Raw genomic sequence first — 20207 nt, forward strand, 5'->3', positions numbered from 1 at the left:
CCGCGCGCGCCTCAGCGATCGAGCGCAGGCCCGCGCCCGAGCGCGACCTTGCCGATATATTCGAGCCCCTCATAGGGCGCGAAGGGTTGCATGAACGGTCCCGCACGCGCGTCGCGATAGAGCCGCGATAGCGGGTGCCCGTTCATATAGGCGGCACCGCCGCAGACGATCATCGCGCGATCGACCGCGTCGATCGCCTTCCGATTGACGACATATTTCATGCACTGGACCTCCTTCATCAGGAAGGTTGCCTCGTCGATCGGTGCGTCATTCTCGGGATAGCGCTGCAGGAAAGCGTCGGCGATGGTGCCCAGCCGGTCGATCAGCGCACGACACACCGCGATATCGATGTCGATCTCGGCGACCAGCATCTGGATCGGGATGCGATCGCCGAGCAGCTTGGCGCTCGGCCCCTTGCGCTGGCCGGTCACCGTCGCCGCAGCAAGCTCGCGCGCGGCTTCGGCGATGCCCAGAAAGGCCGAGATGAGCGGCAGATTGGCGATCAACGCGAAATCGGCGAAGCCCCGCCCGATCTTGGCGTAGTTGTCGCGGACCCCGAACAACATCGCCGCGGGCACGAAGCAATCGACGAAGCGCACTGCGTTGCTTCCCGACGCGCGCATGCCCAGCGCGTCCCAATTGTCCTCGATCACCATCCCCGGGGCGCCGCGCGGGATCATCACCGTACCCGTCAGATACCCACCGCCGTCCTTGGGTATCCGCACGCTCGGGAAGAACAGATGCGCGGCGGGAGAAATTGTCGCGAAGATCTTGAGGCCGTTGAGCAGATAGCCGCCCTCGGTGGGGGTCAGCTCGCACGCCGGGCTTGCCAGATCGGTGCCCGGCTCGGTGGTGGGGAAGCACAGGACCACGCCCTCACGCCCGACTTTGACGAGCAGATCGGTCAGCGCCGCGGCGGTCTCGACGTCGCCCTGCGCCTGTGCGCGCCGCATCATCCGCACGATCACCGCGCCGCCCGCGATATGCATGTTCGCGGCGATCGCGGTTGCCGCGTCGCCGCGCCCGATCCGGCTGATCGCAACCATCAGGTCGCGCAGCGAAGACACCCCGAGCCCGCCTTGTTCGCGCGGCACCGCGGCAGCCATCACCCCGCTCGCGCGCAGGTCCTCGAAATTCTGGAAAGGAAAGCTGCCGTCGCGATCATGCCGTTCGGCGCGGGCGCGAAACGCCTCGACATGCCCCTCCGCCGCCGCGATCAGCGCGGCGCCTTCCAGCGTCTGCGCTCCGAGTGGGTAGCCGCCGCAACACGGGGCGGCGGCTGCGATCATCGGACCGCCCTCAAGTGGACGGGGGGGAAGTTCGCGCGCGAACAACATATGGCGGTTTGCCAAGTCAGCCTCTCATATATTGCTTGGTGTGATCCCTCTTCGTCACGACATACTTCATGTTATTGGCAAAGATCAACACATCTATATGATCGGTGTCGTAGTTGACTATGAAGTATTTCAACAATACCCTGCGATTGCGAGTCGAATCATTCCGTTCAAAGGTGAGCCATGGAAGACCGGCAGGGCCTATTGGATCGCCTTTTTCGTGCCCAAAATATTATCCGCCCCACGCCCATCGTTCGTCTTGAAGAACCGGTATCCGACGGGCTGGATATCTATGCGAAACTGGAATATTCGAACGGAATAGGCAGCATCAAGGATCGCCCTGCCTTGTGGATTTTGAAGGAGGCGATCGAGCGCGGCGATATCGGTCCGCATACTACGGTGATCGAATCCTCCTCGGGCAACTTCGCCTGCGCGGTCGCGGTCTGCTGCCGGATGCTCGAGATCGATTTCGTGCCGGTGATCGATCCCAACATCTCGTCGCATTACGAGCAGACGCTGCGCGGGATGTGCGCCGATGTCGTCAAGGTCACCGAACGCGACGATACCGGGGGGTTCCTGAAGACTCGGCTGCGCAAGGTGCAGGAACTGATTGCGCTCTATGGCGACGCCTATTGGCCCAATCAGTACGAAAATCTGGGGGCGGTAGCCGCGCATTATCATCTCACCGGCGCCGAGATCGCGCAGGTTCCGCTCGACTATGTCTTTGTCGGGGTCAGCACCGGCGGAACGATCGCCGGCGTGTCGCAGCGACTGAAGCGCGAAAACCCCAATGTCCGGGTGATCGCGGTCGATGCCGAGGGATCGGTGATCTTCGGCGGCGCGCCCAAGCGGCGTCACCTGCCAGGGCTTGGGTCGAGCATCTCCCCCGGGCTGGTCGGCCAGGCCGAGATCGACGACGTCGTCATGGTGCCCGAGATCGATGCGGTGCGCGCCTGCCAGGAATTGCTCGACCGCCATCGCTTGTTCGTCGGTGCGTCGACGGGCAGCGTCTACAGCGCGATCCAGCGCTATTTCAGCGGACGCAGCAGCGGCAGCGCCCCGGCGCGGGTGCTTTTCATGTGCTGCGACCGCGGATCGGCCTATCTCGACACCGTGTTCGATCCCAACTGGGCGGCATGGCGGGAAGCCGCCGACCTCCAGGATGCCGAGGCGATGTGTGGCTGACGCCGCGATGCACGGCGCGGACATGCTCGATTTTTCGATCATCCCCGGAGCCGCTGTCGCGCGGGTGATCGACGATTCGGCCGATGCCTGCATTTCGATCGTGCGCGATGCCTATCTGGCGCATAGCGACGGCCGGTCGGTGATGCCGCCGAGCAGCTTCCTTCGCTTCCCCGACAAGCCGAACGCGCGGATCATCGCCTTGGCGGCGCATCTGACCGATCCCGAACCGATATCGGGGATCAAGTGGATCGCGAGCTATCCGGCGAATCTGCAACGCAGGATTCCGCGCGCCTCGGCGGTGCTGATCCTCAACAATCACGACAATGGCTATCCGGTCGCGTGCCTCGAAGCGTCGATCGTGTCGGCGGCGCGCACCGCCGCGTCGGCCGTGCTTGCGGCGCAGCAATTGCGCCCCGATCGCAAGGCGCGTGTGCTGGCGATTGTGGGGACCGGGCTGATTGCGCGCTATGTCTATCGCTTCCTGCTCCGAAGCGGATGGGAAATCGGACGGCTGCTATTGTACGACCTCGACCCGAATGAGGCAGCGCGCTTCGCCAGCGGCATCGCCGAGCACGATCGCCACGATTCGATCGCGGTAGCGCCCGACGCCGGCGCCGCGATTTCGGCTGCCGACCTGCTGGTCTTCACCACCGTGGCGGGTCAGCCGCACGTCCACGACCCGGCATTGTTCGCGCACAACCCGCTGGTGCTGCACATATCGCTTCGCGATTTGGCGCCCGAAGTCATCCTGGCCGCGAACAACGTGGTCGACGACGTCGATCACGTGCTCACCGCGGCGACATCGTTGCATCTCGCGCAGCAGCAGGTGGGGCATCATGCGTTCATCAATGGCACGCTGAGCGAGCATATCCGCGGCGATTGCGCGGTCGACCCGGCCAAGCCGACGATCTTTTCGCCGTTCGGCATGGGAGTGCTCGACGTCGCGCTGGGCAAATTCGTCTACGAGCGCGCGGTCGCCGCGGGCGATCATATTCCAATCCCGGGCTTCTTCCATGACGTCGCGCGCTGATCCGCCCGCGCGCCGCCGATGACTCGCCCGCGGGCGCGCGCGTTCGGGCTCCGCTTGCCCGGCACCCCAGGTTTGCACAACGCCATTACCGACGTTCCGGGCGTGACCGTCGGGCATTGCACGCTGATCGAGGGAAGCGCGGTTCGCACCGGCATCACCGCGATTCGTCCGCGCGGTGCCGACATGATGCCCACCTTCGCCGGCCAGTTCGCGCTAAACGGCAATGGCGAGCTCACCGGGGCGGCATGGATCGCCGAATCGGGGTTGCTCGATGGCCCCGTGCTGCTCACCAACACCCACAGCGTCGGCGCGGTGCGCGACGGCTATGTCCGCTGGCTGGTCGATAACCGTCGCGAGCCCGCGACCAACGCCAATCGATCGGGCGGGTTCTGGGCACTGCCGGTGGTCGGTGAAACCTTCGACGGCATCCTCAACGACATCAACGGCTTCCACGTAACCCATGCGCATGTCGCCGAGTGCCTGGCGACGTGCGCCCCGGGAGCCGTGCGCGAAGGATCGGTTGGTGCCGGTACGGGTACGATCTCGTTCGGCTTCAAGGCGGGGATCGGCACCGCCTCGCGGATCGTCCGCGCGCCGCGGCGGTTTTCGCTGGGGGTGCTCGTCCAGGCCAATTGCGGGCGGATCGAGCAGCTCACGATCTGCGGCGTACCGGTGGGACGCGCGTTTGCGCGTGCCAGCGCCAACGGCGCTCGCCCGGTCGCCGAGCTGGGATCGATCATGATCGTCGTCGCGACCGACGCGCCGCTGCTGCCGCATCAACTGAACCGCGTCGCTCGGCGCGCGGCGATGGGGCTAGCGCGCACCGGATCGACCGCGGGCAACGGATCGGGCGACCTGATCGTCGCCTTCTCGACCGCGCCGGTCGGGTCGCCGCACGACATCGGACGGGAAATCCTGCCCGTCGCGATGCTGCAGAACGAATGGATGAGCCCCTTGTTCGATGCGACGGTCGAGGCGACCGAAGAGGCGATCCTGAACGCGCTGTTCGCGGCCGACGCGATGACCGGCCGCGACGGCACGCGGATCGACGCGCTCCCGCTCGACAAGGTACGAAGCGTGCTGGCCCAACATCGCGCGATCGAAGCCTAGGTCGGCATCGCTCGCGCTGGACCCCGCTAGTTCGCCAGCAGCGCGCTCGATTGCGCCTGGCCGGCGTCGCGAACCGCCTTGGCCTGCGCGTCGGCCTGTTGCTCGATCAGGTCGGCCTGCTTCTTGAGCGCATCGGCCTGGACCTGTAGCCGCTGCGCGTCGAAGCTCTGCGACGTGCCCGCCTGGCTCTCGAGCGCCGCGGCCTGCGCCTCCATCTGCGCCGACCGGTCGCGGGCTTCGGCTTCGATCGCGTCGCCGCGCTTGTCGGCTTCTTCGCGGATCTGTTCGGCCTGTTGTTCCTGCGGGGTCTGCGGGGCGCATGCCATCGTGAGGCACACCGGCATCAGGGCAAGCGCATAACGGATCGACATAGCTAATTCCATTTTCGTTCAGGTCGCATCAACCCCGGTTGGCGGCGAAGGTTGCGTGTCCGTTCCAACCTATCGTTTCCGTCGCGCCGGGCAAGGCGCTAACACGCCCGCGACATGCTGACCCGACTGGCCCTTACCGACTTCCGCAACCACCAGAATGCGACGCTGAACCCGGGAACGGGGTTCGTCGTGCTGACCGGCGAAAACGGCGCGGGCAAGACCAATGTGCTCGAAGCGGTGTCGCTGCTCGCGCCGGGCAAGGGGCTCCGCCGCGCGGGGTTCGCCGAAATGGCGCGGCAGGGCGGCGCGGGGGGCTTTGGCGTCGCGGCGACGCTTGCCGGCGAGGTCGAGCTCGGCACCGGGGTGCAGGCGGGCGCGCCCGAGCGCCGCGTGGTGCGCGTCAACGGTGCGGCGGCATCGGCGAATGCGCTGGCCGAATGGCTGACGGTGCTGTGGCTGACCCCGGCGATGGACCGGTTGTTCGTCGAGCCCGCGAGCGAGCGGCGACGCTTCCTCGACCGGCTGACGCTGGCGCTGGTGCCGGGCCATGCCGCCAATGCCAGCCGCTACGAGGCCGCGATGCGCCAGCGCAACCGGCTGCTCGGCGAAGAGCGGCGGCCCGATTCCGAATGGCTGCGCGCGCTCGAGGTGCAGATGGCCGAGCATGGCGTCGCGCTCGATGCCGCGCGGCGGACGACGGTGGCAATGCTGGGCGAGCGGCTGGCGGGCGAGGCGTCGGGACCGTTCGCGCGCGCCGGGCTCGCGCTCGAGGGATGGGGCGGCGACGCTTCGTCGCTGCTGCGATCGCTCGCCGAGGGACGCGCGCGCGACGCCGCGGCGGGGCGCACGCTGATCGGGCCGCATCGCGCCGACCTGGTCGTGACGCATCTCGACAAGGCGCAGGCGGCGGCGCTGTGTTCGACCGGCGAGCAGAAGGCGCTGCTGCTGGGGATCGTGCTGGGGCATGGCGACCTGGTCGCCGCGCGCACCGGTCGCGCACCGGTGCTGTTGCTCGACGAGGTGGCGGCGCATCTCGATCCGCTGCGCCGCGCGGCGCTGTTCGAGCGGTTGGCGGACAAGGGGCAGGTGTGGATGACCGGCACCGAAGCCGCGCTGTTCGAGGCGGTCGGCGCGGCCACCCGCTATCATGTCGCCGGCGGAACGATCTCCCCCGATTGACTTTTGCCCCGAGTGCGCCCATTTGCCGCAGCGCAGCGACGCTTTCAAACAGCAGCGTGATTGGTCCTTCCAGACCGGCTCGGCGTCGCACCACCGGCTTCCCATTTCACGCGGGGCGTCATTTTTGACCCCGCCGTCCGTGCGTCCTGATGCGCGCCACCGGCATCCATACGACAGGATTCCCATGTCATTCCAAGAACTCGGCCTCTCGAAGGCCGTCCTCGACGCGCTCGCGCTCAAGAATTACGACACCCCGACGCCGATCCAGCTCCAGTCGATCCCGCCCTTGCTCGAGGGCAACGACCTGCTCGGCATCGCGCAGACCGGCACCGGCAAGACCGCGGCGTTCATGCTGCCCTCGATCGACCGGCTGGTGAAGGCCAATGAGCGTCGCAAGCCGATGCGCTGCCGCATGCTCGTGCTGGCGCCGACGCGCGAACTGGCGAGCCAGATCGCCGACAGCGCGCGCGCCTACGCCAAATATACCAAGCTCACCGTCGCCACCGTTTTCGGCGGTACCCCGATCGCGCGCAACCGCCGCGACACCTCGGCGGGCGTCGACATCCTGGTTGCCACCCCGGGCCGGCTGATGGACCTGATCGAACAGCGCTGCATGAGCCTTGGCGATGTCGAGATCCTGGTGCTCGACGAGGCCGACCAGATGCTCGACCTGGGCTTCATCCACACGCTGCGCAAGATCGTGACGATGCTGCCGGCGTCGCGCCAGACGCTGTTCTTCTCGGCGACGATGCCCTCGACGATCCGCGAGCTGGCGTCGAAGTTCCTGACCGAGCCGGTCGAGGTGAAGGTGACCCCGGTCGCCACCACCGCCGAGCGCGTCGAGCAGTACGTCACCTTCGTCAACCAGGCCGAAAAGCAGATCCTGCTGACGCTGTTCTTCCAGCGCAACGACATCGAGCGGGCATTGGTGTTCGCGCGCACCAAGCATGGCGCCGACCGCGTCGTGAAGCTGCTGGCGACCAACGGCATCATGGCCAACGCGATCCACGGCAACAAAAGCCAGCCGCAGCGCGAGAAGGCGCTGGCCGAGTTCCGCTCGGGCAAGGTGAAGATCATGGTCGCGACCGACATCGCCGCGCGCGGGATCGACGTTTCGGGGGTCAGCCATGTGCTCAACTTCGAACTGCCCAACGTGCCCGAGCAATATGTCCACCGCATCGGCCGCACCGCGCGTGCCGGGGCCGATGGCATCGCGTTCAGCTTCTGCGCCGATGACGAGCGCGCGTACCTGCGCACGATCGAGAAGCTGACGCGCCACAGCATCAGCGTCGTGCCGCTGCCGGAGAATTTCCAGGCCGAGGCCGAACGGATCAAGGGCAGCCGCGTCGGGCCGATTCCTGCCGAGCGTCCCGATCGTCCGCGCCAGGAGCAGGGTCCGCGCCGTCCGCGTGCGACTCATGCCGCGCGGCCAGCGGGTGCCGGTGGCGCCGGGCGTCCGGGTGGATCGGGCCGTCCGGGTGGTCAGCGTCGCGGTGGCGGCGGTGGCGGCGGTGGCGGTGGCGGCGGGCGTGGCCGCTCGGGCGGCGCGCAGGCCTGAGCCTATCGCGGGGGGCGGGCATATCCTCCCCCCGCCCCCCTCCTATTTCGCTTTCGTTACACGCCGCGAATCCCTATATCCTCGGCATGGCAACACCCCCCGAAGAAAATGCATATGGCGCGTCCTCGATCCGCGTCCTCAAGGGCCTCGACGCGGTCCGCAAGCGTCCCGGCATGTATATCGGCGATACCGACGATGGATCGGGCCTCCACCACATGGTGTTCGAGGTCAGCGACAACGCGATCGACGAAGCCCTGGCCGGCCATTGCGACAAGATCATCATCCAGCTGAACGCCGACGGATCGGTCAGCGTCGAGGATAATGGCCGCGGCATCCCCACCGGTATCCACGAAGGCGAGGGCGTTTCGGCGGCCGAGGTCATCATGACCCAGCTCCACGCCGGCGGTAAGTTCGACAATACCAGCGACACCAACGCCTATAAGGTGTCGGGCGGGCTGCACGGTGTTGGCGTCTCGGTGGTCAACGCGCTGAGCGAATGGCTCGACCTGACGATCTGGCGCGACGGCGAAGAAAATTACATGCGATTCGCGTTCGGTGATGCGGTCGCCCCGCTCAAGATCACCGGCCCTGCACCCAAGACCGAAAGCGGTGCCGACAAGAAGGGGACGCGGGTCACCTTCTTCCCGAGCCCCGCGACCTTCAAGATCACCGAATTCGATTTCGACAAGCTCGAGCATCGCTATCGCGAGCTGGCGTTCCTCAATTCGGGCGTTCGGCTGTTCCTGCGCGACGCGCGCCACGAGGAGCCGCGCGAGGTCGAGCTGTATTACGAAGGCGGGATCGCCGCGTTCGTGCAGTATCTGGATCGCAACAAGAACGCGCTGATGCCCGAGCCGATCGCGATCCATGGCGATCGCGACGATGTGATCATCGACGTCGCGCTCGAATGGAACGACAGCTATTACGAGAACGTCCTGGCGTTCACCAACAACATCCCGCAGCGCGACGGCGGCACCCATTTGGCGGCGTTCCGCGCCGCGCTGACGCGCACGCTGAACAATTATGCCGACAAATCGGGGATGCTGAAGAAGGAAAAGGTGTCGCTGACCGGCGACGACATGCGCGAGGGGCTGACCGCGATCGTTTCGGTCAAGCTGCCCGACCCCAAGTTCAGCAGCCAGACCAAGGACAAGCTCGTCTCGTCCGAAGTCCGCCAGCCGCTCGAAAGCCTGATGGCCGACAAGCTCGCTGAATGGCTCGAGGAAAATCCGCAGACCGCGCGCGCGATCATCCAGAAGACGATCGACGCCGCCGCCGCGCGCGAAGCCGCCAAGCGCGCGCGCGAGCTCACCCGCCGCAAGGGGGTGATGGACATCGCCAGCCTGCCGGGCAAGCTGGCCGATTGCCAGGAGCGCGATCCCGCCAAGTCCGAACTATTCCTGGTCGAGGGTGATTCGGCAGGCGGCAGCGCCAAGCAGGGCCGCGACCGGCATTTCCAGGCGATCCTGCCGTTGCGCGGCAAGATCCTGAACGTCGAGCGCGCGCGATTCGACAGGATGCTGGGCAGCAAGGAAATCGGTACGCTGATCCAGGCGATGGGCACCGGCATCGGCCGCGACGATTTCAACCTGGCCAAGCTGCGCTACCACAAGATCGTCATCATGACCGACGCAGACGTCGACGGCGCGCATATCCGCACGCTGCTGCTGACCTTCTTCTATCGCCAGATGCCCGAGATCATCACCGCAGGGCATCTCTATATCGCGCAGCCGCCGCTGTATAAGGCGACCAAGGGCCGGTCCGAAGTGTATCTGAAGGACGATGCCGCGCTCGACGAATATCTGGTCGAGGCAGGGACGGCGCTCAACGTGCTCGAAACCTCGCAGGGCACCCGCGCCGACAAGGATCTGCGGACGCTGGTCGAACATGCCCGGCGGATGCGCACGCTGATGCGCTATGTCCCGCGCCGCTACGATCCCTCGATCATCGAGGCGCTGGCGCTTGCGGGCACGCTCGATCCCGCGATCACGCGCGAGCAGCGGACCGAGCGGCTGGGCGAAGTCGTGCGGCGGCTCGACATGGCCGATCCCGAGGCGCGCTGGTCGGGGCAATTGTCCGAAGGGGGTGGCTTCCACTTCCAGCGCTTCTGGCGCGGGGTGACCGATCACCACATCGTCGAAGCCGCGTTCCTGTCGTCGGCCGAGGGGCGCAAGCTCCACGCGCTCGCCGCCGAGGAAGCAGCGTCCTATGACGGTGCCGCCAAATTGGTGCCCGCCAAGTCGGCGCAGGCGGCACTCGCCGCCGAACAGGCCGCCGCCGACGCAATCACCGATGCCGAGGATCAGCCGCAGGTAATCGCCAAGGGCGAGACGCTGATCGGTCGTCCGAGCCAGCTGCTCGACGCGATCCTGCTATCGGGGCGCAAGGGCCTGTCGATCCAGCGCTACAAGGGGCTGGGCGAGATGAATGCCGAGCAATTGTGGGAGACGACGCTCGACCCGCAAAATCGGTCGATGCTGGTAGTGCAGGTCGACCAGGCCGACGTCGCTGACGAGATTTTCACCCGCCTGATGGGCGACGTGGTCGAGCCGCGCAGGGAGTTCATCCAGGAGAATGCACTGAGCGTCGCGAATCTCGACGTCTGACCTTTTCTTTCCCGCCGCCCTGGTTAGCCCGGACGACAGGCAAGGGCGGTTAGGGGAACAAGGTTGCACTTCACGAAACGCTCGATCGCAGCCGCGGGTTCCGTCGTGCTGATGCTGACCGCGACCCCGGCCTTTGCCGAGGACGTCGCCAAGCCCGAAAGTCCTTCGGTGATCGAGAAGGTTGGTGAAGGCCTGGCCAGCTTCTTCGGGCGCGAGATCGCGGGCAACCGCACCGCCAGCGGCGAGAAATGCGACCCCGAACTGATGACCGCCGCGCACCGGACCTTGCCCTTCGGCAGCCTGGTGCGGGTGACCGACGCATTGTCGGGCAACAGCGTGATCGTCCGCATCAACGACCGCGGCCCCTTCGTGAAGTCGCGCGCGATCGACCTGTCGAAGGCGGCGGCGCGCGAGCTGGGGATCATCGGACGCGGAACCGCGAAGGTGGTGTTGAGCTTGGTGGCTGCGAAGTAGGGTAGGCGGTCGATCCGATTTTAGGGAGGGGTGTCGCAACCCCAACGGACGTAGGAAGCAACTCAGGACATCATCGTCACGTCGATGCTGTTTTAGACACGGCTGCTGGTAGGTTGGGCGTGCTGTTGCATGATCCTGGCGATTTTTCAAATACTTCGAGATAAGATGGATTGGTCGGCTGAGTTTTGTCGTCAAGGACAGCCTGCATTACTTTTAAAGATTCCATTGCTTTCGTGACGCTATCGAGTGTTAGTTCAGATCCCCCAGTCAGGTAGCTTTGCATGAGAGACGATGTACTACCGGCGCCAATCAAATTGATACTGAGACTACCCGTAGCCTTCTTTGCGGCTACGGCCCCAACCAGTGGAACGAGGCTTCCAACTGAAAGGCTGCCCTGCTTTGAGGATAGGGCTATACGTATATCGACCCCAACCCCAACTCGCACCGAACCGGCACCAGGATTTGTTGGCTGACAAAAAGTTTCGCGATAAAGTTGGTAGCGGTATCTGAGGCGATATTGCCCTCTTGAAACAGCTACTACTCCAGGCAAAACGGTGAAGCCGCCAGAGGCATCTTGGCGCTCGACCTGAACTGTCATAGTGGCACCATTATAAATATTACGGCGCTGTTGTTCTGTCAGACTAGCCCAATATACAGTATTGATTCCGGTGCTATCTTCGATGACGGTGCTAGCTGCCACCACGGGCTGCAGAAAAGTACCCTCACTTGCGCGATTCGAGGCGCCGACGCTGACATATCCATTAGCAGTCGCGCATCCCGATAACGTTATTGCTGACGTTATAATAAGAGCCGTTCGCATTAGACTGCCCCCTACATCTTGAACTGGCGTGTGTCGGTAAAAGTGTGACTTGCAAATTTCAGGCGATCAACGATTCGATTCTAAAACTTCGGCCAGTCTTGCAGCAAATTGTGTTTTTAAGGCTTTAAAATTCATTATTTTGCTGATTTTGCTTGATAAAGCCTAGGTGCTATTTGAGCTCCATATGTGGCTTTTTTGCGCTGCCCGAGATCGCTTCCCGCGATGCGATAGGCATACGTATTATTTGCAGGTTAAGATGAGGGCGTCCTGGCTGAGCGACCCAACGAAGGTTATTGGTCGAAGGGACCATCTCGACGTCATTTGGCGGTAGCTAAAAATTTATCTGCGGCGCTCTGTCGCTTTGTGTTGAATAGCACCAACCAACCAACACCTACCCCCGCGCCTTCACCGCATACAAAGCAATCGCCGCCGCGTTCGACACGTTCAAGCTCTCGACCAGCGGGTTGATCGGCAGGCGGGCGATCGCGTCGCAATGCGCCTGGGTGTTCTGGCGCATCCCTTCGCCCTCGGCGCCCAGCACCAGCGCGACGCGGTTCGCGCCCAGCGCTTCGTCGAGCGTCGTCTCGGTCGCGCCCGACAGGCCGATGCGCCAATAGCCCGCCTCGGCGATCTCCTCGAGCGCGCGCGACAGGTTCACCACGCGGACCCACGGCACCAGTTCGAGCGCGCCCGAGGCGGCGCGGGCCAGCGCCCCGCTTTCGGGGGCCGAATGGCGATCCTGGGTGACGATGCACAAGGCGTCGAACGCCGCCGCCGAGCGCAGGATCGCGCCGACATTGTGCGGATCGGTCACCTGATCGAGCACCAGGATCGGCTGCTTGCTGTCGGCGCCTGCCTCGAGCACGTCGGAGAGCCACAGATCGTCGAGCGGATCGACTTCGGCGACCAGCCCCTGGTGCGGCGCGTCGCCGGGCACGAGCTTCCCCAAGTCGGCGACGTCGGCGAAGGTGATCGGCACCACCGGGGGAATGTCGAGCCCCGCCAGCGCCTCGCGCGTCGCCCACAGCTTGCGCACGGTGCGGTCGGGGTTGGCGAGCGCGGCGGTGACCGGATGGCGCCCCCAGAAACGGGGGCGGCCGGCGGGGGCCTGGCTTGGTCGGTGTCCTTTGCGGGCCATGATTACTCTGCGTTGGGGTCGGGGGTGGCGAACGGATCGGTGACGACCGGCTGGTTCGGGATCGGATTGCGCGGCAGCGGCGTGTCGGCATTGGCGGCCTGCAACAGCATCCACGCCAGCACCATCGCCCCCTGCCGCATGTCGGCTGCCTTCAGGTGATCGAAGGTATCGGCGCCTGAATGGTGCGTGATCGAGCTATAGTCCAGCGGATCCTGGATGAACTGGAAGGCGGGCAGGCCGATCGCCGCCATGAACTGGTGGTCGGTGCCGGCGGTGCGGCCGAACACGACGCTGCCCGACCCCATCGGAGCGAAGGGCGAGAGCCATTCGCGCAGGATCGGCACCGCGGCGGCGTTGTTCTCGGCATGGATGCCGCGCAGCTTGCCCGATCCATTGTCGATGTTGAAATAGGCGGCGAGGTCGCGATAGCCGGGCAGCGGGGTGACCGGATAGCGCGTGGTCTGGTTGTAGTAATTCTGCGTGCTGTTCTCGGGTGTCGCCGGGGCGGGGCGGCGCGCCAGATAGCGCTCGATATAGTTGATGCTGCCGTACAGCGCCTGCTCCTCGCCGTTCCAAAGCGCGAAGCGGATCGTGCGCTTGGGCCGGACGCCCATCGCCTTGAGGATGCGCGCGGCCTCCATGATCATCGCCGAGCCCGCGGCATTGTCGGTCGCGCCGTCGCCCGCGACCCAGCTGTCGTAATGCGCGCCCGCCATGACATAGCCGGCGCGCGGGTCGGTGCCGGGCAGGTCGGCGAGGATGTTGTACGCCTGCGTATCGCTGTCGTCATAGGCGACGTCGCTCATGATCTCGAGCGTGGGGGCGGGGCCCATCGTCGCGAGGCGCGCGAGGCGGCGATAATCCTCGGCGGCGATCTGGACGCCGGGCAGCGAGGGGCTGGCCCCCGCCTTGTGCATATAGCCCTCGCCATGCAGCAGTTTGTTGTCGCGGTACGACATGGTGGCGAAGCCGACCGCGCCCTCGGCCTTCAGGAAGGCGTCGAGCTCTTCCTCGAAGGTGGCGGCGGCGTTGCGGCGCGCCTGCGCGGCGGGGTCGTAACTGGGCTCGCGATAGCTGTCGAGCTTGGCGATATCCTCGCCGGTCAGTCGCTTGAAGCCGGGTTCGGTCGCGTCCTCGACCTTGCCGGGGGCGGTGACTAGGACGATCTTGCCCGCCAGCTTGCCGCGCCACGCGGCGAAGTGGCGGCTCTTGCTCATCGGCGCGACGATGATCGGGGCGGACAGCGTGCCGTTGGTGGGCGGGGTCCAGGCGATCGGGATCGCGGTGAGCTGGATCGGGCGCGGGGTGACCATCCGCACGCTCGAGGCGTTGATCGACCAGCCGCGACCGAAGTCGAAGCCTTCCTTGCGGACGTTCGACAGGCCGAAATCGCGGAACTTGGCGAGCGCCCAGGCCTCGGCGGTGCGCATCTGTGGCGAGTTGGTGAGGCGCGGGCCGATCACGTCGGTCATGTGCTGCGCCAGCACCATCACCTGGCTGCGATTGGTGCCTTCGTCGACCACGCGCGCGAATTCGGGGGCGGGGGGCGGGGTGGTCTGCGCTCCCGCGGCGATCGGGGTGGCGACCAGTGCGGCGGTGGCGAGCAGGTGGATCAGGCGCATCTAGGCGTGGTTTCCTCGGGGCAAACTAGGCAAGCCGCGACGCTATTCGCCCCGCGACATGCGCGCAAGCCGTTGACAGCCCGCGGGCGCTTGGGCATTGGCGCTCGCTCGCTGGAGAGCAGCGGCCTGTGTGGACAGGTGGCCGAGTGGTTAAAGGCAGCAGACTGTAAATCTGCCCGTGCAAGCGTACGCTGGTTCGAATCCAGCCCTGTCCACCACCCATTTAGGGCACAGGCCTTCAGGGCAAAGGCACCGCCAATGAGCGATCCGCTGGCCATCCGCACCGCCACTGCCGACGACATCCCCGTGCTCCACGCGCTGATCGAGCGCGCCTATCGTGGCGACAGCGCGCGCGGCGGCTGGACGCACGAGGCCGATCTGCTGGGCGGCCAGCGTACCGATCGCGCGGCGCTGGCCGACATCCTCGCCGATCCCGACCAGTTGCTGCTGATGCGCCACGATGCCGCGGGCTGCGTCTCGGTGACGCGGCGCGAGGGTGGCATCGGCTATCTGGGGCTGCTGACGGTGCGGCCCGATCTGCAGGCGGCGGGGATCGGCCGCGCGCTGCTGGCGGCCGCCGAGCGCGCTGCGGTCGCGCATTTCGGGACGTTGGTGGTCGAAATGACGGTGATCGCGCAGCGGCCCGAGCTGATCGCCTGGTACGAACGCCGCGGCTATGCGCGCACCGGCGAGACGCGGCCCTTCCCGCTCGACGACGCGCGCTTCGGCCTGCCGCGAACGCGCGCGCTGGCGTTCGTGGTGCTCGAAAAGCGGATGTGAAAGGCTGGAGCGGGTAGCGGGAATCGAACCCGCGTATTCAGCTTGGAAGGCTGCTGTACTACCATTGTACTATACCCGCGTTGGGGGACCGATTAGCGCCGGCGGCGCTGGCGCGCAAGACGGCTGCGGCGGCACTGGCGTTCGCGCGGCCGCTCGCATAGATACCGCGGCCTCATGGCACGGATAGAAACCCCCAAGCGCGTGCGCGGCACGCAGGATATTTTCGGCGACGAACAGCGCCGCTTTCAGCGCGTGGTCGATACGTTCGATCGCGTGCGGCGGCTGTATTGCTTCAGCCGAGTCGAGCTGCCGGTGTTCGAATCGACCGCGGTGTTCGCGCGCTCGCTGGGCGAGACCACCGATGTCGTGTCGAAGGAGATGTACAGCTTCGACGATCGCGGCGGCGAATCGCTGACGCTGCGCCCCGAATTCACCGCGGGGATCGCGCGGGCGTATCTCACCGAGGGCTGGCGGCAATATGCGCCGCTCAAGCTGGTGACGCACGGTCCGGTGTTCCGCTACGAGCGCCCGCAAAAGGGGCGCTATCGCCAGTTCCACCAGATCGACGCCGAAGTGATCGGCGCACCCGAACCCGCTGCCGAGGTCGAATTGCTGACCTTTGCCGACCAGTTGCTCAAGGAGCTGGGGATTGCCGAGGGGGTGACGTTGCAGCTCAATACTTTGGGCGATGCCGCGACGCGGGATGCGTGGCGCGATGCGCTGGTCGAGCATTTTGCAGCGCATCGCGGCGATCTGTCCGAGGACAGCCTGGCGCGGCTCGAGAAGAACCCGCTGCGGATCCTCGATTCGAAGGACCCGCGCGATCGCCCGATCGCCGACAGCGCGCCCGATATCGATGCGTATCTGACCAACGAGGCGAGCGATTTCTTCGCTGCGGTGACCGGCGGGCTCGATGCCGCGGGGGTGGCATGGAGCCGCAACAGCCGGCTGGTGCGCGGGCTCGATTATTACCGGCATACCGCGTTCGAATTCGTGACCGATCGGCTGGGCGCGCAGGGGACGGTGCTTGCGGGCGGGCGCTATGACGGGCTGGTCGAGAGCCTGGGCGGGCCCGAGACGCCGGGAGTCGGCTGGGCGGCCGGGATCGAGCGGTTGGCGATGCTGGTGGAGGAGACGGTGGCGGAAACCGTCGACGTGGTGGTGGTTGCCGAGGATGACGCCTTTATCGGCGAGGCGCTCGGTGCGGTTGCGGCGCTCCGGCGTGCCGGCGTGGCCAGTGAATCGATCACGACCGGCAGTCCCAAGAAGCGGTACGACAAGGCGCTGAAGGCCGGTGCGCGGCAAGTGGTGAGTTTCAAGGGTGATCCGGCTGGCCCCGGCCACCGCGGTCTTGGCGCGAGCGATGCCGAGCTTGCGCACGTGGCGCAGGTCCTGGCGGCGCTTTCGGCACCGGTTGCGTGATGGGTGCTATTTCCTGTCGTCACCCCAGCGAAAGCTGGGGTCTCTTCGATCGTAGCGCTCGCTTGCGGCCCTGGACCCCAGCCTTCGCTGGGGTGACGAAGGGGGCGTGGGTGGCTTTGGCTACGGGAGCGGTGGCATGACCCGCATCTCTCCCGAGCGGATCGCCCAGATCGAGGCGCGGCGCGATGAGTTGCAGGCGCAGATGGCGACCGGCGACTTGCCGAGCGATCGCTTTGTCGCGGTGTCGAAGGAATATGCCGAGCTCGAGCCGGTCGCGCAGGCGGCGGGGGACGTGCGGCGGCTGCGCGCCGAGGCGGTGAGCCTGGCGGCGATGACCCGCGAGGCCGATGCCGAACTGCGCGCGATGGCGGGCGAGGAGTTGCGATCGAACGAGGCGGCGCTGGAGCAGGCCGATCGCCGCCTCGCGCTGGCGCTGTTGCCGCGCGATGCCGCGGACGAGCGCGCGGCGATGCTGGAAATCCGCGCCGGCACCGGCGGCGACGAGGCGGCCTTGTTCGCGGGCGACCTGTTGCGGATGTATCAGCGCTATGCCGAGCGGCAGGGGTGGAAGGTCGAGCTGATCTCCGCCAGCAGCTCGGAGGCGGGCGGGTGCAAGGAAGTCATCGCCAGCGTCGCGGGCAAGGGCGTGTTCGCCAAGCTGAAGTTCGAAAGCGGCGTCCACCGCGTCCAGCGCGTGCCGGTGACCGAAAGCGGCGGGCGGATCCATACGTCGGCAGCGACGGTGGCGGTGCTGCCCGAGGCCGAGGAGGTCGATGTCGACATCCGCAACGAAGATTTGCGGATCGACATTTATCGCGCGTCGGGCGCCGGCGGTCAGCACGTCAACACCACCGATTCGGCGGTGCGGCTGACGCATATCCCGACCGGGCTGGTGGTGATCCAGCAGGACCAGCGCAGCCAGCACAAGAATCGCGACAAGGCGATGCAGGTGCTGCGGACCCGGCTGTACGAGCTGGAGCGCGAGCGGCTGGCGAGCGAGCGTTCCGGCGCACGCAAATCGATGGTCGGGTCGGGTGACCGGTCCGAGCGTATCCGCACCTATAATTTCCCGCAGGGGCGGGTGACCGATCACCGGATCAACCTGACGCTGCATCGCCTGCCCGAAATCTTGCAGGGCGAGATGGACGAGCTGATCGGCGCGCTGATTTCGGAGGACGAGGCCGAGCGGCTGGCGACGCTGGATGGGTAGAGTCCCCCTCCTGCTTGCGAGTGCGAGGTCGGGCATGCCCCCGGCATGCCCTGAACGATGCGGGGCATCGTTCACCTCGCACTGGGTTAGGGGAGGGCGTGTCCGCACACGTTCTCGTTTGTGACAGCCCCACCCCCGACCCCTCCCGCAAGCGGGAGGGGAGTAAGAAGTGCCCTTGCCGATGCGGCGCGGGGTTTTGCGGATTTTTCGGCTACCCCGCGCCTCGATGCCGAGCTGCTGATGGCGCATGCACTGGGAATCACCCGCGAACGGATGATCCTTGGGCATCTCGATTCTCCCGCCCCCGATGGCTTCGCTGCGCTGGTAACCCGGCGGCTAGCGCACGAGCCGATCGCCTATATCACCGGCACGCGCGATTTCTGGACGGTCACGCTCGACGTGGCCCCCGGGGTGCTGATCCCGCGCGCCGACAGCGAGACGCTGATCGAGGCGGCGGTCGAGCATTTCGCGGCGCGCGCGCCGGCGCGCCTCCTCGACCTCGGCACCGGGTCGGGTGCGCTGTTGCTGGCGGCGCTCGATCAATGGCCGGGTGCGACCGGTGTGGGGGTCGATAGCGCCGATGCCGCGCTGGCGATCGCTTCGGCCAATGCCGCGCGGCTCGGAATGGCCGATCGCGCGACCTTCGTTCGCGGCGACTGGGCGACGGGCATCGCCGATCGCTTCGACCTGATCCTCGCCAACCCGCCCTATATCGCCGCCGACGAAGCGCTCGCCGCCGAAGTGCGCGACCATGAGCCCGCCGCCGCGCTGTTCGCCGCCGAGGGCGGGCTTGCCGCCTATCGCGCCTTCGTCCCCGATCTGCCGCGGCTGCTCGCGCCGGGCGGCGCGGCGATCCTCGAAATCGGCTGGAAACAGGCCGATGCCGTGTCGGCGTTGGTCGCCGCGGCGGGGCTTTCGCCGACGGTGCGCGCCGATCTCGGGGGGCGGCCGCGGGCAATCATCGCGATTGGAACCGCCATGGATCGGTCATAATATTCCGCTTGGCGTTCGCTTGCGCGGCGGCTAAGACTGACAGCGGGGCAAGCACTTTCAACCAAGCCACTGATTTCTGCGGCGGTTGAACCAGCGGCTTTGACCCGATCCAACGCATGCGAGCTGCTGTAGTCCGGCAGCCGTGGCAGGCACGCTTCCCCAATGATTTCGGGCTGCGTGCGGTAAAAACGCGCGCGCCGATCGGTTCGATCGTCGGGCAGGGTAAGGACAGGACAAGCATATCTTGATGAATAATCGTCAGGCCGGCCGCCGTCGCGGTCGTGGCGGGCAGCGCCCGCAAGGTGGCGGAAGCCCGAATCGTCAGGATAACGGGAACCGCATCGACAGCCGCGCGCGCGGCAATGCGGCGCAGCTGCTCGAGAAATACAAGAATCTCGCCCGCGATTCGCAGATGCAGGGCGATCGGGTGAACACCGAATATTATCTGCAGTTCGCCGACCATTATTTCCGCGTGCTGAGCGAAACCCGCTCGCGCTTCGAGGAGAATAACGGCCAGCGCCGCCAGCGCGACGATGTCGACGACGACGATGATGATTTCGACGGCGACAACGACATCATCGGCACCGCCGACTATCGCGAAGAGCGCGCACCGCGCGAGGCCGGCCAGCGTGATGGCGGGCAGCGCGACAACCAGCGCGAGCGCGGTGGACGCGACCAGCGCGACAACGGCAACCGCGAGAACGGCAACCGCGACGACGGTAATCGTGAGGGCGGCAATCGTGAGGGTGGCAACCGCGAAGCCGGCAACCGCGAGCCACGCGACAATGGCCGCGACCGCTCGCAGCCGCGCGCCGATCGCGACCAGCCTCGCGGTGACGGCAATCGTGGCGACAGCAACCGCGCCGACAGCAACCGCGCCGAGGGTAATCGCGCCGAGGGTAATCGCGCCGAGGGTAATCGCGCCGAGGGTAATCGTGCCGAGGCTAATCGTGAACGCCCGCGGCGCGAACCGCGCGCCGAGCCCACCCGCGCTCCCGACGTCGCGCCCGAGCCGGTCGCGGCGCAGGCCGACGCGCCGGTCGACGAAGCGCCGCGCCGTCGCGGTCGCCCACGGCGTCAGCCCGCCGAGGACGTCGTGTCCGAAGCGTCGGCACCCGAAAGCGCCGGCATCGAAGCCGATCGCCTGCCGCCGTCGTTCGGCTTCGCCAATGACGACAATGCGGCCGAAGCCGCAGCCGAAAAGCCGCGCCGCCGTCGCCGGGTGCGCGGTGAGGACGAGGCGGTCCCGCCCGCCGAATGATCTGAAGCTATCGCTTCGGCCAGAACCGAAACGGCCGGCGACGCATCTAGCGTCGCCGGCCGTTTTCGTTTCGGGCTAGCTGGTGCCGGTGAGTTTGGTACCGGTCAGTCCTGT

The 20207-nt window shown here is 66.3% G+C and carries 18 protein-coding genes and 2 tRNA genes (1 of these 20 running past the window's edge); 13 read left to right on the plus strand and 7 right to left on the minus strand.

Translation table 11 applies throughout. The features are described from left to right. Positions 1-11: 11 nt before the first annotated feature. Positions 12-1289, minus strand: a complete 1278-nt coding sequence (locus NMP03_RS14195) for an acyl-CoA dehydrogenase family protein (RefSeq protein WP_256506127.1) — start codon at positions 1287-1289, stop codon at positions 12-14. A gap of 228 nt (positions 1290-1517) precedes the next feature. Between NMP03_RS14195 and sbnA the strand changes: the two genes are divergently transcribed. The 3 genes from sbnA to NMP03_RS14210 all read left to right on the plus strand — a co-directional run bounded on the left by sbnA (position 1518) and on the right by NMP03_RS14210 (position 4659). Then, positions 1518-2519 carry a 2,3-diaminopropionate biosynthesis protein SbnA gene (sbnA, locus tag NMP03_RS14200; RefSeq protein ID WP_256506128.1) on the plus strand — a complete coding sequence of 334 codons (1002 nt, stop codon included), beginning with the start codon at positions 1518-1520 and terminating at the stop codon, positions 2517-2519. Continuing rightward, entirely contained in the window at positions 2512-3549 is a 1038-nt protein-coding gene (gene sbnB / locus NMP03_RS14205; protein WP_256506129.1) for a 2,3-diaminopropionate biosynthesis protein SbnB, read from the plus strand. The genes sbnA and sbnB overlap by 8 nt, the downstream gene beginning before the upstream one ends. A gap of 72 nt (positions 3550-3621) precedes the next feature. Continuing rightward, positions 3622-4659 carry a DmpA family aminopeptidase gene (locus NMP03_RS14210; RefSeq protein WP_256506130.1) on the plus strand — a complete coding sequence of 346 codons (1038 nt, stop codon included), beginning with the start codon at positions 3622-3624 and terminating at the stop codon, positions 4657-4659. Positions 4660-4685: 26 nt separating this feature from the next. Here the strand turns inward: NMP03_RS14210 and NMP03_RS14215 are convergent, their stop codons facing one another. Beyond that, entirely contained in the window at positions 4686-5030 is a 345-nt protein-coding gene (locus NMP03_RS14215; protein ID WP_256506131.1) for a hypothetical protein, read from the minus strand. Between the two features lie 114 nt (positions 5031-5144). Here NMP03_RS14215 and recF point away from each other — a divergent pair, with 114 nt between their 5' ends. From recF to NMP03_RS14235, 4 genes are all read left to right on the plus strand, one after another. Further along, positions 5145-6209 (plus strand): DNA replication/repair protein RecF, encoded by a 1065-nt coding sequence (recF, locus tag NMP03_RS14220; protein ID WP_256506132.1) that lies wholly within the window; start codon positions 5145-5147, stop codon positions 6207-6209. A 184-nt stretch (positions 6210-6393) separates the two neighbouring features. Next, positions 6394-7767 carry a DEAD/DEAH box helicase gene (locus NMP03_RS14225; RefSeq protein ID WP_256506133.1) on the plus strand — a complete coding sequence of 458 codons (1374 nt, stop codon included), beginning with the start codon at positions 6394-6396 and terminating at the stop codon, positions 7765-7767. An 86-nt stretch (positions 7768-7853) separates the two neighbouring features. Continuing rightward, positions 7854-10373 carry a DNA topoisomerase (ATP-hydrolyzing) subunit B gene (gyrB, locus tag NMP03_RS14230; RefSeq protein ID WP_256506134.1) on the plus strand — a complete coding sequence of 840 codons (2520 nt, stop codon included), beginning with the start codon at positions 7854-7856 and terminating at the stop codon, positions 10371-10373. 63 nt (positions 10374-10436) lie between these two features. Beyond that, entirely contained in the window at positions 10437-10847 is a 411-nt protein-coding gene (locus NMP03_RS14235) for a septal ring lytic transglycosylase RlpA family protein (RefSeq protein WP_256506135.1), read from the plus strand. A gap of 76 nt (positions 10848-10923) precedes the next feature. Here NMP03_RS14235 and NMP03_RS14240 read toward each other — a convergent pair whose 3' ends face one another. The 3 genes from NMP03_RS14240 to NMP03_RS14250 all read right to left on the minus strand — a co-directional run bounded on the left by NMP03_RS14240 (position 10924) and on the right by NMP03_RS14250 (position 14427). After that, a complete protein-coding gene (locus NMP03_RS14240; RefSeq protein ID WP_256506136.1) occupies positions 10924-11667 on the minus strand; it encodes a hypothetical protein in 744 nt (247 codons plus the stop codon). Positions 11668-12058: 391 nt separating this feature from the next. Then, a complete protein-coding gene (rlmB, locus tag NMP03_RS14245; RefSeq protein WP_256506137.1) occupies positions 12059-12805 on the minus strand; it encodes a 23S rRNA (guanosine(2251)-2'-O)-methyltransferase RlmB in 747 nt (248 codons plus the stop codon). 2 nt (positions 12806-12807) lie between these two features. After that, positions 12808-14427 carry a M20/M25/M40 family metallo-hydrolase gene (locus NMP03_RS14250; RefSeq protein WP_256506138.1) on the minus strand — a complete coding sequence of 540 codons (1620 nt, stop codon included), beginning with the start codon at positions 14425-14427 and terminating at the stop codon, positions 12808-12810. Positions 14428-14559: 132 nt separating this feature from the next. On the opposite strand from NMP03_RS14250, the gene NMP03_RS14255 reads away from it, so the two are divergent. Together NMP03_RS14255 and NMP03_RS14260 are read left to right on the plus strand one after the other, a co-directional pair. Then, positions 14560-14645 (plus strand) — tRNA-Tyr (locus NMP03_RS14255). A 40-nt stretch (positions 14646-14685) separates the two neighbouring features. After that, a complete protein-coding gene (locus tag NMP03_RS14260; RefSeq protein ID WP_256506139.1) occupies positions 14686-15207 on the plus strand; it encodes a GNAT family N-acetyltransferase in 522 nt (173 codons plus the stop codon). Between the two features lie 5 nt (positions 15208-15212). Here NMP03_RS14260 and NMP03_RS14265 read toward each other — a convergent pair. Continuing rightward, positions 15213-15286: transfer RNA gene (locus NMP03_RS14265), tRNA-Gly, on the minus strand. Positions 15287-15381: 95 nt separating this feature from the next. Between NMP03_RS14265 and hisS the strand changes: the two genes are divergently transcribed. From hisS to NMP03_RS14285, 4 genes are all read left to right on the plus strand, one after another. Beyond that, positions 15382-16629 (plus strand): histidine--tRNA ligase, encoded by a 1248-nt coding sequence (gene hisS, locus NMP03_RS14270; protein ID WP_256506140.1) that lies wholly within the window; start codon positions 15382-15384, stop codon positions 16627-16629. A gap of 136 nt (positions 16630-16765) precedes the next feature. Then, positions 16766-17839, plus strand: coding sequence for a peptide chain release factor 1 (gene prfA, locus NMP03_RS14275; protein WP_256506141.1), 1074 nt, complete (start codon positions 16766-16768; stop codon positions 17837-17839). A 120-nt stretch (positions 17840-17959) separates the two neighbouring features. Further along, positions 17960-18832 (plus strand): peptide chain release factor N(5)-glutamine methyltransferase, encoded by an 873-nt coding sequence (gene prmC / locus NMP03_RS14280; RefSeq protein ID WP_256506142.1) that lies wholly within the window; start codon positions 17960-17962, stop codon positions 18830-18832. A 247-nt stretch (positions 18833-19079) separates the two neighbouring features. After that, positions 19080-20093: a DUF4167 domain-containing protein gene (locus NMP03_RS14285; RefSeq protein WP_256506143.1), complete on the plus strand. Its 1014-nt coding sequence runs from the start codon at positions 19080-19082 to the stop codon at positions 20091-20093. 104 nt (positions 20094-20197) lie between these two features. On the opposite strand, the gene NMP03_RS14290 is transcribed toward NMP03_RS14285, so the two are convergent. After that, positions 20198-20207, minus strand: partial view of a hypothetical protein gene (locus NMP03_RS14290; RefSeq protein WP_256506144.1) — the final stretch only. The gene runs 296 nt beyond the window's last position; only the last 10 of its 306 coding nucleotides appear in the window; the start codon falls outside the window, past its right edge — the gene reads right to left on this strand; it ends in the stop codon at positions 20198-20200.

The sequence above is a fragment of the Sphingomonas qomolangmaensis genome (assembly GCF_024496245.1).
GTDB classification, from domain to species: domain Bacteria; phylum Pseudomonadota; class Alphaproteobacteria; order Sphingomonadales; family Sphingomonadaceae; genus Sphingomonas; species Sphingomonas qomolangmaensis.